Genomic DNA, 15,510 nt, shown 5'->3' on the forward strand with positions numbered 1-15,510 from the left:
AACAGTGTTTAAAGTAACTATTTACCTTCTATAGTTACGAAAAAGTACGCCAGAGAATCTTCTCTGGCGTACTTTTCAGCGACATCTATAAAAATATAAAAATGCTTTATGCATTTCTTGCTAAGAACCAATAAAAACCCGCAGACAATACTGCACAAACTGCCATCGTTCCTGCCATTGGCCATGCCGTACTGTCTGGCATTAACGCAACAATACTTCCGACAATGGATGCAACACCAAAACGGAATGTGCCACCTAATGAAGAAGCAGTACCAGCCATTTGAGGATAACGCGCTAGTAGACAAGCCATAGCGTTACTACCAATAATCGATAGAACACCAACAAACAACATAACAGGGATTACAACGCCCCAGAGCCCGAAATCAAGCCACTGACCAATAACAATTAACGCACCGGCAAACAGCTGAATGACTAATCCAAGTCGTAACATCCAATGGGTGCCTTTCTTCCTTACAAAACGCCCATTTATACTGGTCATTAGAATTAAGCAAATGATATTTAAACCAAAGTAAAAACCAAAGTTTTCAACACTCACACCATAAAGGTCAATATAAACAAACGAACCCGCCGTTAAGAAAGTGAACATGCCTGAAAATGAAAAGCCGCTACACAGTATCAAGCCGAGTACCACTGGATTAGACAGTAGTTTTATATAATTACGGATAATGGATAAAAAGTGGAAAGGTATACGTTTTTCTTTTGGTAATGTTTCTTTAATTTTAAAAACAATGGATAGTAATACAATAACGGCAAAAATAGCTAAAAACCAAAATACTGCTCGCCAGCCAAACCATACCGATAAATGACCACCAATCATAGGTGCAAGTAAAGGTGCCACTGTCATTACCAAAGTAACAAACGACATGGTACGAGAGAATTCTTCGCGCTCGAACATGTCACGAACTAATGCACTAATGATGACGGCTGCGGCAGCACCAGCAAAACCTTGTAAAACACGAATAACAGTAAGTTCTGTGATACTTGTACTCAATGCACCTAATACTGTTAAGACAGTAAAACTGATAGTACCGAGTAACAACATTGGACGGCGGCCATAACTGTCAGCCAAAGGTCCATGAATCAATTGACCGAAAGCAAAACCTGCGGTGAATACGGTTAATGTAACCTGAACTAAACTAGGAGAAACTAAAAAGTCTTTGGCAATGTTCGGCATTGCGGGCAGGTACATATCAATCGCTAAAGGCGTAAGCGCAGCTATTGCGCCAAGGATCAATATCAATTGCAGGCTCAACCTTGGGCTGTCTTGCTGGTTCATAGCACCTCTTATGAGCTAATATTCCATATGAAGCTTATATTTTATGATAAAACACGTAAACAGAACCTTTCTTATATGGAAAAGAGCTATTTCCTTTTCCCCATACCCTTTGCTAAACGTCTATTGTATTTATCAGATAAAATAAAAGGCATAAACATAGAAGACTAGAACAAGCCTTTATGTTTACGCCTTTCATTACAACACAGAATTTATAAAATTAAAATCACCAACTAATTATTTTAGAAATGATGCAATTTCTTCTGCTGTTAGTGGTCGGTACTCACCAGGCGCAAGATCTTCATCAAGCTCAACCGTACCGATACGCTCACGGTGTAAGCCAACAACTTTATTACCCATCGCTGCGAACATACGTTTTACTTGGTGGTACTTACCTTCAGATATTGTCAGCAACGCTTCACGCTCGCTAAGGATTTCTAATTTAGCGGGACGTGTTAATTCTTTCTCACTACGAAGTTGTACACCTGCTTCAAATTGCTTGATGTAATCTTCAGTGATTGGATCGGCCGCTTCAACAAAATAGGTCTTTGAACATAAATGGCGTGGCGAAGTGATACGGTGAGACCATTGACCATCATCTGTCACCAACACTAAACCCGTTGTATCGCCATCTAAACGTCCTGCTACGTGCATTTTCTCAGGGCTTACTTCATCGAACAAAACAAAAACCGTTGGATTGAAGTCATCAACATGAGAGCACACAAAGCCTTCTGGCTTATTAAGCATAAAGTAACGAGGACCTTGCAGCTTTAGCGGGCGACCGTTAAATTCCACATCGTTATCGTCACTGACTGAAAACGAAGCACTACGGACGATTTCGCCATCAACTTCAATCATTTTATCTCGAAGAAGTTTACCGGCTTCTTTACGGGTGATACCCAATGTGGTACCTAAGAATTTATCAAGCCTCATTAACTGGCTCCGCTAATTGCTACAAAAGAGCGGTATTATAAGAATCTAAACACAAATATGCATCAAAAAAATACGACTTAACCACTAAAATAAAAATTTAGCATTCAATTGCACATGATCGTATTAAACATAAACTAATAATTTTTTATTTTAATTCTCATCAGAGAACATTTAAATTAATGTGAAATTATTACACCAGATATATTTCCCCACAAAATCCTCGATGATATAAAAAATGAGTTGGAAAGGACCAACTCATTATTATATTTCAAAAAAGAATAATTATTATATTTAGAAGTAGTAATTAACCCCCATAGCTAATGTTTGATCATTATTCTGCGTTAATTTATCACCATCTTCATCATACTTATGATCTTTAAGATGGACATTATAATGATAGCCAACTTCAAAACCAAATTGTTGATAACGATATTCGACTCCAATTTGCGCACCAACAACTGGACCATTAAATAATATTTTTTCATCTTTATTACTTGCAAATTGGTAGCCAGCTGTACCACCTGCTAGTAAATTAATATTTTTATTAATTGGTAATATATAATCATATTGAGTAAATAAAGTATTTGTATGTTCGTAATTATTATTTTTATCTTGATCGCGTACTTTAAAATCACCAAAAGTATAGCCAAATTTAAAACGATGATGCTGCTGTAAAATCACGCCACTACCTACTGTATACTGCTTTGCTTGGTGCCCATAAAATGTATTTGTAGAGCCAGAACCATAATCAACTTTAAATGCAGGGTTATCAAGATAAGTAGCATAACTACCAAAAATAAATTGTTGTGGTGTGTCTTCGCTCGCATGAGCAGCACATGTTGCAAGTAATAGTAAAGGTAAAGCATATTTAATTGACATTTTAAATTCCTATTTTTCTAATATTAAACATTTAGTAATTAAGTTCGTCGCTATTCAAATTCATTTAAAATAATGTATATATATGTAACGTAAATATTTACATCATTTAATAGCTACCACCGATAAAAACCCTACGCCAATATTTTATTTTTAAATGTCAATTAAAGTAAAAATCATGTTATTTCCATGTCAACTGTGAATAAATTACAATCAAAAAATTGCACTATTACACTTTTGCTTAATTTCTCCTTAATAGGAATTAAATTATAGCCTAAAAAATAAAAGTTTATTTTTTCATTATAGTAAATAAAATAAAAATATCTTTAATAAAGCATTCTAATATAACTTAAAGAGTGAATAATTTTTCATAAGGATTGAATTTTTAAGCCAACTAACTCACTTAAAAAAATATTTAGAAATATTGCTGATTATTTCCTGCAGTAGACACTCTGTTTCTCAAAGGTTTGATCTCTACACTTGTTACACCTTTGTTTCCAAAATAGAATATATGGCGCTCAGCTAAACGATTGCTATAAATAAAAAGATACCGTTGGAGAATCACATCAATGAAACTGGAAGCAGTAGATTACACAGCAGAAAATGCAAAGCAGCTTTTTGTCGAATCCCTACGAGAAACGGGCTTTGGGGTACTAAAAAATCACCCTATCCAACAAACATTAGTCCAAAAAATCTATGATAAGTGGTATGACTTTTTTAATAGTGAAGAAAAAAATGCTTTTCATTTTAATGTAGAAACCCAAGACGGACTATTCCCAACCGAAGTATCAGAAACTGCCAAGGGGCATACCCAAAAAGATATTAAAGAATATTTCCACTACTACCCTTGGGGCCAATGCCCTGCTGAACTAAAACAAGATATTCAGCAGTACTATCAAGAAGCCAATGAGCTTGCGACAGAATTATTAAGTTGGGTTGAACAATATTCGCCTAATGAGGTTTCTGCTAAATACACTCAGTCACTATCAAGTATGATTGATGGCAGTGAGAAAACATTACTTCGCATCCTGCATTACCCTCCGCTACAAGGCGACGAAGAGCTAGGCGCAATTCGTGCTGGAGCCCATGAAGATATTAACTTATTAACCATTTTGCCTGCAGCTAACGAGCCGGGCCTACAAGTTAAAGCCAAAGATGGTAGTTGGATTGATGTGCCTTGTGATTTCGGTCATTTAATTATCAATATCGGTGACATGCTACAAGAAGCTTCCGGTGGTTATTTCCCATCAACAACTCACCGTGTAATAAACCCAGAAGGTGCAGATAAAACAAAATCACGTATTTCATTACCTCTGTTTTTACACCCGAAACCAGACGTTGTTCTTTCAGAAAAATACACCGCACATGAGTATTTAATGGAACGTTTACGTGAACTTGGCGTTATCTAATTTCTAAGAAATAAAGCACTACGAGTAGAAAAATGACTCTCGGCTTTGATCTCTATTTTGATCCTAAGATACGGTCAGCCGAGAGACTTCATAAAAAAATTATGAGGTTACAATCAAAAATATGAACATTTTTTCGTGTCACTTGTCTCATTATCGAAGGGTCACAAATCTATTTATTATGCAAACAATCTATTATTAGCATATCGAACAATAAATCATTTATTTCTTGATTACGTTTACATTCAGACTTTCAGATCTATAGTTCATTGATGGCCTAATTGGTTATGTATAGATCTTACTTAGGGACACCGTATGAAAATCTCGTTAACGAAACCTGTGCTTTCATCTCTTGATACTTTTCTAAAACTCATTGACGAATTATTTGCTTACGAAGCCCTACCACAAAAGGTAGAGCAAACTGCAACAGCGGTTAAACAGCTATTAGCAACACCAGAGCTTGGACAAGCTTGGTTTATTGAAGTTGAAGAAAATGGCGAAACCTGTGTCGCAGGACACCTAGTGGTAAGTTATGCCTTTAGCCTTGAACATGGCGGTAAGGTAGCTTTTATTGACCAATTCTATTTAAAGCCTGAGTGGCGACAAAAAGGGATTGGCGCATCATTAATACCACAAGTTGAAGATCGTGTTATGAACGATGGTGTTAAAGCCCTATCACTGGAAGTGAATATTGGTAACGCAGGAGCTCGTACTTTTTACGAACGCCATGGCTTTGTGCCACGTCGCCAGTTCTGTGTTATGACCAAAAACCTTGCTGAAAAAGCAGTGCCACTACACGTCGCGTCATAGTGATATTCTTTCGTTTTATGTAAAAACATGTCTTGAACTTCTTCTAAAGCCTTGCCATTCGCAGGGCTTTTTTATAAAAGCCTCGCATATGTTATTAAACAAGCATATCAATTAATTACGTGCTTATTTATAATCGTCACATCACGTATTTTCATTATATACCAAGGAATCTTATGGGTCTTTTCATCACTATCGGCGTTATTGTTATTATTACCCTTGCCTACATCAGCCTACGTAACGGTTTAATTGGTAAAAAGAACCAAGTCGCCAATGCAGAATCAAGCATTGATGTGATGCTGAAAAAACGTTTTGACTTACTACCAAATTTAATTGAGACAGCCAAAGCATATATGCATCATGAAAAGTCGGTATTAACAAAATTAACAGAGCTTCGTAGCCAAGCAAGCAATGCCACCAGCACTGACACGAAAGCCGCCTTAGACAAGCAAGTTAGCACTGCACTCTCTCACTTCCGCGTGGCTGTTGAAGCGTATCCTGAATTAAAAGCCAACGAGAATATTGATACTGTGTTGCGTTCAATGAATGAAGTTGAAGCTCAACTGTCTGCAGCGCGTCGAACTTTTAACGCATCTGTCACTAATTTTAATAATGCTGTTGAGATGTTTCCATCAAGCATTATCGCTAATCACATGAACCTAACCACCTTACCTTTATTTGATATTCCAGAAGTAGAGCGTCAAAACGTGAATGCTGCTGAACTGTTTAATAACAAATAACCCAATAATTAGGTTTCACCATGGAAGATCGTATTTCAGCCTTATACGAACAAAAGCTAAGATCACAGCTGTCCTCGCTAGAGTCTACTCGCTTACATGTCGTCAAACAGTTATGGATTGCGCTTGCGGTTGGGGGTATTACAGCTGCGATTGCAATCCCAACTGCACTTCATTTCAATTCGTTACCTTTTGGCATTATTGCGACTTTCATTGTTGCTATTTTCATGTTGGTTCGGTTTTCAAAACAGAAGCAACAATACTGCGTCAGTTATAAACAAAAGGTGATCACCGCCCTGCTGGCTAACATCAACGAAAGTTTTGATTATCAGCCTCTTGGCTCTATTTCCGAACAAGATTATAAAGCCAGCCAACTCTTTCCACAGCGTTATGATAGCTTTCGTGGTGAAGATTTTGTCCAAGGTACAATCGGTAAAACGACACTGCGTTTTTCAGAGTTAGAGACGCAAGTTAAAAAGCAGCGCGTGAATCAAAAAGAAAACCGCGAGGAATGGGAAACCATTTTTCGTGGAATATTATTTATTGCCGACGCCAATAAGCACTTCAACAGTCAGACGCTCATTTTACCGGCGAAAAACGCAGTTATTAGTGCAATTGGTGATGCCGTATCTCATCTATTTAACCACGAAAATAAACGTGTAGATCTAGAGAGTCCCCACTTTGAGCAACACTTTTCAGTCTATAGCAGCGATCAAATTGAAGCACGATACTTATTAACGCCTGCGATGATGGAACGACTAGTAGATTTTGTTACTAAAGCTAAAAATCGTATCTCGTTATCATTCATTGATAATAATGTTTATATCGCGATGAGTAGTAATAAAAACTACTTTGAGCCCGCTTTGTTTACATCTTCGGATTCACTGGAATCTGTTCAAGCGATTGCCCAAGACTTACAGTTTGTTATCGATATTGTAAGCGATTTAGATCTCAACACTCGCATCTGGACGAAGCACTAATCCGTTTATTAATAAACTATAATGGCACACTACTTATGAATAACCTCATTACTTATATTCTTGCTTTTAACGATGATGATCCTACGATTATCGATCGACAAACACAGCAGAAAACGCTTGAAGAAAATGAAACGAACATTCATTACACAGAAGAACGTGTTGCATTTCGCAATGGCACTGTGATGCTAAAAACCACTGAGTTTGATGAAACACTAGATATACTGGACGATAGTGTATGCCCTGAATGCTGGATCAATTACGAAATTATTACCCAGCCGCACAATGGAAGAATAACACCAAAGAAGAAAATCTTTACTAGCCGATGCCAAGAGTCTTTTTGGCTCAAACTTCAAAAGACACGTGCCAACCTAAACTGACAAACTGAATAATCTGTACTTAAAGCATGCAATAAAACCTTCATGCTTCTGCTGGTGGAAGTTAGTCTTTTACTTAATCATCACATTACTACTTCTAACAATATTAAGTTAACCATGATCCTCTTCCAGCTCAGTGTTAACTATGATCACAGCCATTAGGTGGAAACAGCGTAATCTGCAAGGTCTTACCTGATAATGTTACTTTTTTGCTATGACACGGTGCTATAGCGTAACGTTTACTTAATACAGAATGCTTATCAACTGCTTCTGTCGATAAAGTCATATGTAAATATTCGCCTGTTGGCCAACTTGTTTTCTTGAATACAGAGAGTACCGTCTTGATTTTCGTCTGGGGAAAAACTAGCAATTCAGGTTCATTCAACTTTTGGGATAACTGATAAGTTTTATCACTATTATCAAGTTGATAATCAATCGTATAATTATAAATAGTTTGGGCCATCACCGCTTTACTCAACAATACAATCAACACTAATACGTACTTCATATTTAACCCCTCTATAAAACTCTCACTATTCTCCCTTGTGAAATAAAACCAATACAGATACAGTTTTAAAGATAAAAACCAATACAGGTGTGATTTATGGCTAAGTATCAGCAACTTGTTAAATCGATAATAGAAGACATTAAAGATAATTCGCTTGTCGCTAATACAAAATTACCGTCATTGCGCCAATTGGCAAAACAGCATGAAGTCAGCATTTCAACAGCGGTAAATTGCTACCAAGAGCTTGAATCTCAAGGCTGGATAATTGCTAAACCTAAGCAAGGCTTTTTTGTTCGTTCGATGGATATGGGAGTCGCTCAACCTGAATTTAAACAGTTTAATAGTTACCCAACTTCTCCACGCCGAAATAAAACGCCTTACAGGGCAAATAATGGCGTGCTTGGCGTCTCATGTATGCCCATTGATAGTGAGACCATTTCTGAATTAGATCGCTGTTTTATTCGTACTCTGAAGCGTTATAGCTTAAAGATAAATCGTTATCCTGATCCTATTGGTGAACAAAGATTAAGAAAAGCAATCTCACGCCATTTCTGTGCCAAAGGGTTCCCAATTGAACATAGCCATCTTGTGATCACCCAAGGCGCTATGTCGGCAATCAATACCGCATTAGAGATCATTGCAAAACCTGGCGATACCATTGCGATTAGCTCACCTTGTTTTAGTGGTTATATGGATCTTCTGGTTAATTTACAACTGAAGGTTATCGAAATTCCATCAAATCAAAATGGGATAGATTTAAAGCAACTAGAACATCATTTACAACAGGGGAATATACAAGCAGGACTATTTTCAACCACTTTTATGAATCCTCAAGGAATCACGTTAAGTGTTGAACAAAAACAAAAGCTCGCCAAACTATCAGCTCAGTACAAAACACCAATCATTGAAGATGATGTCTATGTTGAACTGTCTCATGATAAAACAATGCCATTACCAACGAAATATTATGACAAAGATGGCTATATTATTTGGTGTGGTTCCATTTCTAAATCACTGTCTGCCAGTTACCGTTTAGGATGGTGCTTATCTGGACGCTATTTCTCTGAATTTAGTAATTATTATTCAGCAAGTTCGCGTGGCGTCTCTCAGCAGATCCAAGATGCCATTACCGAGTATTTTAATACTGGGCTATATGATAAATACATCAAACGTCAATGTTCTAACCTATCAAACAACATGTATCAATATCGCCACTATCTTAATCACCACCTCCCCCAGATCATCAAAATGAGCGATCCCAATGGCGGCATGACACTATGGATAGAAATAAAAAATCATAATGCAGAAATGTTTTCTCAACTCGTCAATGACCACCAACTAGATATAAGAGAAGGCTCTCTTTTTAGTTCTTTACCTATATATGGCAACTACATCAGAATTAATATTGGCTACCCAATAGATCAGGCACACGAGCAACTAGATCTTCTTATTAAGTTAATAAAAGCGTCACAACTGGCTTAACTTACACGCCATTTTGACACACTCCACATCTGACTTATAAAACGTATCGCCAGATGTGGTAAGCCCTAAACGCTGGTAAAAACCAATGGCACTCGTTCGTGCATCACACCAAAAATATTCTACATTAGTCGTTTTTAGATAGGTAAAAATCTCTTGGATCATCACAGTACCAATACCTTTACCTTGATATTCTGTGAGAGTGGCAAACTTACGGAGTCGAGCTCCATTTTCTTCGATAAAAACCGAAGACACACAGACAAGTTCATTATTAATAAACGCCCCAAAGTGCGTTGCTGTCTCATCCCCTTCCACTTTACAAAACGACTCAGGTTTAGACGGCCATAGAACACGATGTCGAACTGTTATTGCCTGCTGCCAGGTGATTGGTTTTATTTCCATTAACGTTAAATCCATATAAAAAAGAACCTATAACTTCTAAGCCATAGCTTCTATTAATCCTTAGCATTTAGGAGTCTTCCTTTTAAACGTAAACGTTCCTATATGACGTTTAGTTTGGTAACCCACATCGTTATAATTACCGAGAAAGATTTCAATACTATGTATAAATTTTAGTTAGCTTGTTAAACACGAAGCCTTATCTAGAGAATCACTCTAAATAAGGCTTCTGCTTAAATCAGAAATTTTAAAATAGTGTCGTGATTTTTAAACTAACACTTTATTTATGCTGGCTTAATGTGATGTTTGTATCTTGAATCAACGCATTACTTTTTGAGTTCTTAAATGCATCATCAACATCTTGAATATAGTAAACCGGTAATGATTCTTCATTTGCTACCGCTTTCCCTTCATCAGGACCTAAACACAGCATGGTTGTTGCCCACGCATCACCTTGAATAGGATCATTACCAAACACGGATGCTGAAACAAGATCATGGGTGATCGGTGCACCTGTTCTTGCATCAAGAATATGTGAGTAATCTTTTTTGCCATCCTTAAAGTTATGGTGATACGTACCTGAAGTATTAAGTGATACGCCATTCTCATCATTAATCGTCACGATTTGATAAGGATGAATACCGTCTTTTAGCGCTACAGGCTGCTCAATCGCCACACGCCACTTCTCACCCATTGGCTTATGACCTTTAATCTTCATATCGCCACCGAACTCAACCAAGTAGTTCTCAACACCATCCGACTCTAAAATTTGGCTTAAACGGCTAATCGCATAACCTTCACCCATTGAAGATAAATCAACCTGCAACTGGGGAATGGTTTTTCTAATACGAAGGTGTTCAGGATCTATTTCAATTTTATCAATACCAATGTCAGCACGTACCTTTGCAATCTCGGCGGCTGTTGGCACATTTAATTTATCGCTTTGGAATCCCCAAAGTTTATATAGCGGCTGAATAGTTGGATCATAACAACCATGACTTTCTTTATTGATCGCCTTTGCTAAAGACAACATATAAATAAAATCTTTCGAGGCAGGTTGCCACTCCGTTGAAGTGCTCTTATTAAACTTAGAAATATACGAATCACCGCGATACGTAGAATATTCTTTATCAATCGCGTCTAATGCTTTATCAAACTGGGCTTTTACCTTCGTCGATGAAACATCATCTTTAGACCAATAACTCACATGGTAGCTAGTGCCTTCTGCATAGCCTGCGATTTTTTCTAACTTTGGAGGCTCACTACAACCCGACAACATCATAGTTGCAGACAGTGTAAATAACGCAGCGCAGCTTCGCTTCAGGAAAACATTCGACGTTTTCGTAAACATACAAAAACCTTATTGATACATTAATGTATGTAAAGTTTACCAACAGTTACCAAACACTACTAGACAAAGGCAAAACACCGCATCTAACGTAACCAGCTAACAATGAATGAAGGCTTTGCCAAATCACTGGTTAAATGTACACTAGTTAGGTTTTCAGTTACGCCAGAATAGTTTCTATGTATACCCTTCGTCCTTATCAGCAAGACAGTGTTAACGCGACTATCCACTATTTTCGTAAACACAACACCCCAGCAGTATTAGCCCTACCAACAGGCGCAGGTAAAAGCCTTGTCGTCGCAGAGCTTGCACGTATTGCTCGTGGGCGCGTTCTCGTGTTAACCCACGTTAAAGAGTTGGTAGAGCAAAACCATGCCAAATATGAAAGTTACGGCTTAAAAGCCTCTATTTTTTCTGCTGGATTAGGGCGAAAAGAAACCGACCAACAAGTGGTGTTCGCTTCTGTGCAATCAATGGCAAATAGCTTAGATAAATTCAAAGAACAATTTTCATTATTGGTCATTGATGAATGCCACCGTGTACCTGACGATGAAAACAGTGCTTATCGCAAAGTTATCAAGCACGTTCAAGACGTAAACCCAAACATTAAAATTCTTGGTTTAACTGCGACACCTTATCGCTTAGGCATGGGCTGGATTTACAAATACCATACCCGAGGTCAGGTTCGTACTGAACAAGATCGCTTCTTCCGCGACTGTATTTTTGAATTACCGATCCGCTATCTATTAGACGAAGGCTTTTTAACCGAGCCCAAAATCATGGATATGGCAGTGATTGGTTATGATTTCTCATCTATTACCCCTTCATCGACAGGCCACTACAAAGAAGCCGATTTAGATAGCGTGATTGGAAAATCAGAACGTGCAACACCAATGATAATTGAACAAGTGATTGATTACGCTAAAGATCGTAAAGGTGTGATGGTATTCGCCTCAACAGTCAATCACGCCCAAGAAATCATGGGCTATTTATCAGGTGAAAATGCCGCGTTGGTTATTGGTGATACCCCTCTTGATGAACGCGATCGCATCATCAATGATTTTAAAGCGCAAAAGATTAAATACTTAGTTAACGTTTCGGTATTAACGACTGGCTTTGATGCGCCGCATGTTGATTTAATTGCTATTCTTCGCCCAACTGAATCTATCAGCTTATATCAACAAATTGTTGGTCGAGGATTACGTTTAGCTGATGGTAAAAAAGACTGTTTAGTTCTTGAATATGCTGGTAACTGTTACGATTTATACCAACCTGAAGTGGGTGATCCAAAACCCAACTCAGACAGTGAAGTCGTGATGGTACCTTGCCCTGCTTGTGGTTTTAAAAACAGTTTCTGGGGCAAACTCGATCCCGCAGGCTTCTTAGTTGAGCACTATGGACGTCGTTGCCAAGGCTATTTTGAAGATGATGAAACAGGCGAACGTGAAGAATGTGGTTATCGTTTCCGCGCCAAATACTGCGAAGAATGTGGCGCTGATAACGATATCGCCGCAAGACGCTGCCACCTTTGTGATGCGGTCATGGTTGATCCTGATAAAAAACTGCGTGAGGCGTTAAAACTGAAAGATGCCATGATCATGAAATGTAATGACATGCGCTTAGAGCCAGGCAAAAATAAATTCGATAAACCACAGTTAAAAGTGGTTTATATCGGCGATGAGGGTAATGAAATTAACGAAGTATGGACGCTTTCTAATAAAACCCAAAAACACGAGTTTCTTAAGCGTTTTATCAATCCTCATTTAGTGGATCGTCACCGCCCATTTACCGATACTGCACCAACAAAAGTTGCCAATAACGAGCACCGTTTACGTCCACCTGAAATTGTAATCGCCCGTAAAAATGGTCGATTTTGGGCTATTCGAGACAAGTTGTTCGATTTAGATCAATATCAAAAAGACTAAAGTCGTTAAGTTAAATTTAGTTTGTAACGGCATTGCCTATTGCCTATAGGTAATGCCAATTTCACAAAAACAGAAACGTGGCTGGGTTTATCCCTGCAAATTTGGCTCATTTAACTTTTTTGACCAGAAGCCTTACTATCTAAGGCTTGAAGGATCAAACATATACCAATTGAAACAACTCCAATCCAACCTGAGATAGACACCTTCTCACCAACAATGACAACAGCCAATACTGCTGCAACCACTGGCTCGAATAGAGTAAGTAGACAAGCATTACTAACATCAACATACCTTAACCCATAACCGTAGATAAGATAGCCTAAACACATTGGAATGATCGCCATATAGATCAACACAGAAGTATTATTGAAGTTGTTGAAAAGGTTCTCACCTGTGAACAATAAACTCGGCAACAACAATAGAGCGCCTCCCCCAAAAATGCTACCTAACGCCGCTTGCGATTTAATACCACTATCAATCATTCGCTTAGCTATCCATGAATAAATGGCATAACTTAAACCAGCAACTAAACCTAATACGATGCCAAATAAATAGGATATATTATTAAATTCTACTGTCCCGCCCGACTTAGCCGCTACCAACATTATGATCCCCCCCAAACCAAAAACGAAACTGACATACCATTGAATTGAAAACCTTTTAACCTTGCTAAAAAGACACTCAAGAAAAACGGTAAAAAAAGGAGCACTCGCAATCGATATCACTGTCCCAACAGTAACTCCCGACAACTTCATTGAGGTATAAAAAGCTAACGGATATACCGATAAAGCAAGACAACTTACCGCTAACAATAACTTGAGCGCCATGATCTGTTTGAAATGATGCATGATACTTCGCCAAGACAAAGCAGCTTGAATAACACCACTTGCGCCTGTTGCAAAGGCACCAATCGCCAATGGACTAAGTTGATCTGCAAAGCTGGCAGCAGTACCTGTTGTGCCCCACAATAAAGAGGCAAATAATATGGCTAACACTCCAAATTTGTATTGGCTTGTTGTTTGAATCACTAAAGAAGACATGATTTTTTCTCTACAATGATATTGAATAGAGAAAAGAATACGGAGATTGACGAAAAGATACCTTGCAGAAAAGACGTAAAAAACGTCTATATAGACGCTATTGTCGAGCTAACTCACGTGGAGACAAACCAAAATGAATTGAAAAACGGCGACTAAACGCAGATGAATCGGTATAACCGACTCGCTCAGCTATCAATTGAACGGGTAAATCAGTGTGCGTAAGTAACGCCTTCGCTTTCTCCATTCGTTGAACTTTAATGTACTGTAATGTGCTGACACCAACATTCTGTTTAAATAGTTTTTTAAACTGAGTCGGACTTAAACAGGCAATCTTCGCTAATTCATTAATCGACAAATTTTCACCTATGTTTTCAATAATATGGCTTTGTACGTCTCGAACTCTGGGATCAACAGGTTTAGCATGGGTCTGCTGTTCTAAAAGTATTGAGAAGACATTCATCATCGAGCTTTCTAATCCATTATCAACTTGGTGTTGTAACTGTTTTTCAACGAAATGGAGATAGCTTAACAGTGGTGGTGTGACTGAAAATACAACCAAGCCCCCGCTAATAAAATGCTCTGGTAAAATATCCAAATCTGCCACAATAAAACGCGCCATTTCATCAGCTTTAAAGCTATGCTGGATACCTGCAGGAATCACAACGCATTCACCCACTGTCACCTTACCGGCAAAGTTTGGCATCTCAATCGCGATATTACCGTGAATAGGCAATACCAATTGATGGTAACTCTCATGCGAGTGCGTCTCTAGTTGCTTAGTATAAGCACGAATACTAAGGCTGTTTTTCGTATCAGGCATAAATAAACACACGTAATTTCATACAGGTATGCCGAGTATAACCAGTCAAAGACACAACGCAAAGCGGTGAGGCTATTCGCTTTAACCGTCAATCACGGCCAAAAATCGTAGCCTATCTTGCTGCCACAATAATGATACAAACATTGAAAGAGCCATGATCATGAAAGTTCTTCGAGATAGAAAATGAACGGATATTTTGAAAGCTCTAGAAGTTAGTCATTAGTGAGTTAACTACTAACTCATTGTTGGACATAAATGAGTTAGATTCTTTGCTCTATTTGGGCGATTCGTATTAGAAAACATATGGAAAATCTATTTTAACTCTTGGTTTATCGAAAAAACCGTCGTCACTGATTTCATTAGCTACGATCCCTCTAGAATTTCATTTTTCGGACATTTTATATTTAGCTATCGAGCAACATATTGCCCAAATCGAGCAATAAGTTGCCCGGACGGGCAAGATCTTGCTCGATATTTAGTGGCATAAAAAAGCAAAGTTACTACTTTTCAGTAACTTAAATATTGGCACGTTCTGTGCTTTAACAGCACGTCGTCACAGCACAGGCTGTGTAATTTACTCCATC

At 38.1% G+C, this 15,510-nt stretch carries 15 protein-coding genes; 7 read left to right on the forward strand and 8 right to left on the reverse strand.

The window, feature by feature from the left end:
• Positions 1 to 106: 106 nt before the first annotated feature.
• From CTN01_RS04135 to CTN01_RS04145, 3 genes are all read right to left on the reverse strand, one after another.
• Positions 107 to 1,297: a Bcr/CflA family multidrug efflux MFS transporter gene (locus CTN01_RS04135; protein ID WP_045149739.1), complete on the reverse strand. Its 1,191-nt coding sequence runs from the start codon at positions 1,295 to 1,297 to the stop codon at positions 107 to 109.
• A gap of 234 nt (positions 1,298 to 1,531) precedes the next feature.
• The gene (rsuA, locus tag CTN01_RS04140; protein WP_045149740.1) at positions 1,532 to 2,227 is read right to left on the reverse strand and encodes a 16S rRNA pseudouridine(516) synthase RsuA; all 696 of its coding nucleotides are present in this window, start codon (positions 2,225 to 2,227) and stop codon (positions 1,532 to 1,534) included.
• A gap of 291 nt (positions 2,228 to 2,518) precedes the next feature.
• Positions 2,519 to 3,106 (reverse strand): hypothetical protein, encoded by a 588-nt coding sequence (locus CTN01_RS04145; protein ID WP_045149741.1) that lies wholly within the window; start codon positions 3,104 to 3,106, stop codon positions 2,519 to 2,521.
• A 566-nt stretch (positions 3,107 to 3,672) separates the two neighbouring features.
• Between CTN01_RS04145 and CTN01_RS04150 the strand changes: the two genes are divergently transcribed.
• The 5 genes from CTN01_RS04150 to CTN01_RS04170 all read left to right on the forward strand — a co-directional run bounded on the left by CTN01_RS04150 (position 3,673) and on the right by CTN01_RS04170 (position 7,410).
• Entirely contained in the window at positions 3,673 to 4,512 is an 840-nt protein-coding gene (locus tag CTN01_RS04150) for an isopenicillin N synthase family dioxygenase (RefSeq protein ID WP_005368137.1), read from the forward strand.
• Positions 4,513 to 4,824: 312 nt separating this feature from the next.
• On the forward strand, positions 4,825 to 5,319 hold the full coding sequence (locus CTN01_RS04155; RefSeq protein ID WP_045149742.1) for a GNAT family N-acetyltransferase: 495 nt from the start codon (positions 4,825 to 4,827) through the stop codon (positions 5,317 to 5,319).
• A 173-nt stretch (positions 5,320 to 5,492) separates the two neighbouring features.
• The gene (locus tag CTN01_RS04160) at positions 5,493 to 6,056 is read left to right on the forward strand and encodes a LemA family protein (protein WP_045149743.1); all 564 of its coding nucleotides are present in this window, start codon (positions 5,493 to 5,495) and stop codon (positions 6,054 to 6,056) included.
• A gap of 20 nt (positions 6,057 to 6,076) precedes the next feature.
• On the forward strand, positions 6,077 to 7,033 hold the full coding sequence (locus CTN01_RS04165) for a DUF3137 domain-containing protein (protein WP_107342090.1): 957 nt from the start codon (positions 6,077 to 6,079) through the stop codon (positions 7,031 to 7,033).
• A 35-nt stretch (positions 7,034 to 7,068) separates the two neighbouring features.
• Positions 7,069 to 7,410, forward strand: a complete 342-nt coding sequence (locus CTN01_RS04170) for a hypothetical protein (RefSeq protein ID WP_045130672.1) — start codon at positions 7,069 to 7,071, stop codon at positions 7,408 to 7,410.
• 136 nt (positions 7,411 to 7,546) lie between these two features.
• On the opposite strand, the gene CTN01_RS04175 is transcribed toward CTN01_RS04170, so the two are convergent.
• Complete coding sequence (locus CTN01_RS04175; protein ID WP_045128458.1) at positions 7,547 to 7,915, reverse strand: hypothetical protein; 369 nt, start codon at positions 7,913 to 7,915, stop codon at positions 7,547 to 7,549.
• Between the two features lie 96 nt (positions 7,916 to 8,011).
• On the opposite strand from CTN01_RS04175, the gene CTN01_RS04180 reads away from it, so the two are divergent.
• Positions 8,012 to 9,397, forward strand: coding sequence for an aminotransferase-like domain-containing protein (locus tag CTN01_RS04180; protein WP_107342091.1), 1,386 nt, complete (start codon positions 8,012 to 8,014; stop codon positions 9,395 to 9,397).
• Here CTN01_RS04180 and CTN01_RS04185 read toward each other — a convergent pair.
• Both CTN01_RS04185 and CTN01_RS04190 read right to left on the reverse strand, forming a co-directional pair.
• Positions 9,383 to 9,811 (reverse strand): GNAT family N-acetyltransferase, encoded by a 429-nt coding sequence (locus CTN01_RS04185; protein ID WP_080890435.1) that lies wholly within the window; start codon positions 9,809 to 9,811, stop codon positions 9,383 to 9,385. The genes CTN01_RS04180 and CTN01_RS04185 overlap by 15 nt on opposite strands.
• 262 nt (positions 9,812 to 10,073) lie before the next feature.
• Positions 10,074 to 11,144: an FAD:protein FMN transferase gene (locus CTN01_RS04190; protein WP_045084754.1), complete on the reverse strand. Its 1,071-nt coding sequence runs from the start codon at positions 11,142 to 11,144 to the stop codon at positions 10,074 to 10,076.
• Positions 11,145 to 11,320: 176 nt separating this feature from the next.
• Between CTN01_RS04190 and radD the strand changes: the two genes are divergently transcribed.
• Positions 11,321 to 13,066 carry a DNA repair helicase RadD gene (gene radD / locus CTN01_RS04195; RefSeq protein WP_045149744.1) on the forward strand — a complete coding sequence of 582 codons (1,746 nt, stop codon included), beginning with the start codon at positions 11,321 to 11,323 and terminating at the stop codon, positions 13,064 to 13,066.
• Positions 13,067 to 13,176: 110 nt separating this feature from the next.
• Here radD and CTN01_RS04200 read toward each other — a convergent pair whose 3' ends face one another.
• Positions 13,177 to 14,106, reverse strand: coding sequence for a DMT family transporter (locus tag CTN01_RS04200; RefSeq protein WP_045149745.1), 930 nt, complete (start codon positions 14,104 to 14,106; stop codon positions 13,177 to 13,179).
• A 97-nt stretch (positions 14,107 to 14,203) separates the two neighbouring features.
• Positions 14,204 to 14,926: a helix-turn-helix domain-containing protein gene (locus CTN01_RS04205; RefSeq protein ID WP_045149746.1), complete on the reverse strand. Its 723-nt coding sequence runs from the start codon at positions 14,924 to 14,926 to the stop codon at positions 14,204 to 14,206.
• Between the last annotated feature and the right edge of the window lie 584 nt (positions 14,927 to 15,510).

Origin of the sequence: Photobacterium angustum, assembly GCF_003026365.1 — a bacterium.
Classification (GTDB): Bacteria; Pseudomonadota; Gammaproteobacteria; order Enterobacterales; family Vibrionaceae; genus Photobacterium; species Photobacterium angustum.

Coding starts and splice junctions, on each gene's coding strand:
- CTN01_RS04165 (WP_107342090.1), top strand. CDS start 6,077: ATGGAAGATCGTATTTCAGCCTTATACGAACAAAAGCTAAGATCACAG.
- CTN01_RS04155 (WP_045149742.1), top strand. CDS start 4,825: ATGAAAATCTCGTTAACGAAACCTGTGCTTTCATCTCTTGATACTTTT.
- CTN01_RS04205 (WP_045149746.1), bottom strand. CDS start 14,926: ATGCCTGATACGAAAAACAGCCTTAGTATTCGTGCTTATACTAAGCAA.
- radD (WP_045149744.1), top strand. CDS start 11,321: ATGTATACCCTTCGTCCTTATCAGCAAGACAGTGTTAACGCGACTATC.
- CTN01_RS04145 (WP_045149741.1), bottom strand. CDS start 3,106: ATGTCAATTAAATATGCTTTACCTTTACTATTACTTGCAACATGTGCT.
- CTN01_RS04190 (WP_045084754.1), bottom strand. CDS start 11,144: ATGTTTACGAAAACGTCGAATGTTTTCCTGAAGCGAAGCTGCGCTGCG.
- CTN01_RS04135 (WP_045149739.1), bottom strand. CDS start 1,297: ATGAACCAGCAAGACAGCCCAAGGTTGAGCCTGCAATTGATATTGATC.
- CTN01_RS04180 (WP_107342091.1), top strand. CDS start 8,012: ATGGCTAAGTATCAGCAACTTGTTAAATCGATAATAGAAGACATTAAA.
- CTN01_RS04150 (WP_005368137.1), top strand. CDS start 3,673: ATGAAACTGGAAGCAGTAGATTACACAGCAGAAAATGCAAAGCAGCTT.
- CTN01_RS04175 (WP_045128458.1), bottom strand. CDS start 7,915: ATGAAGTACGTATTAGTGTTGATTGTATTGTTGAGTAAAGCGGTGATG.
- CTN01_RS04185 (WP_080890435.1), bottom strand. CDS start 9,811: ATGGATTTAACGTTAATGGAAATAAAACCAATCACCTGGCAGCAGGCA.
- CTN01_RS04160 (WP_045149743.1), top strand. CDS start 5,493: ATGGGTCTTTTCATCACTATCGGCGTTATTGTTATTATTACCCTTGCC.
- CTN01_RS04170 (WP_045130672.1), top strand. CDS start 7,069: ATGAATAACCTCATTACTTATATTCTTGCTTTTAACGATGATGATCCT.
- rsuA (WP_045149740.1), bottom strand. CDS start 2,227: ATGAGGCTTGATAAATTCTTAGGTACCACATTGGGTATCACCCGTAAA.
- CTN01_RS04200 (WP_045149745.1), bottom strand. CDS start 14,106: ATGTCTTCTTTAGTGATTCAAACAACAAGCCAATACAAATTTGGAGTG.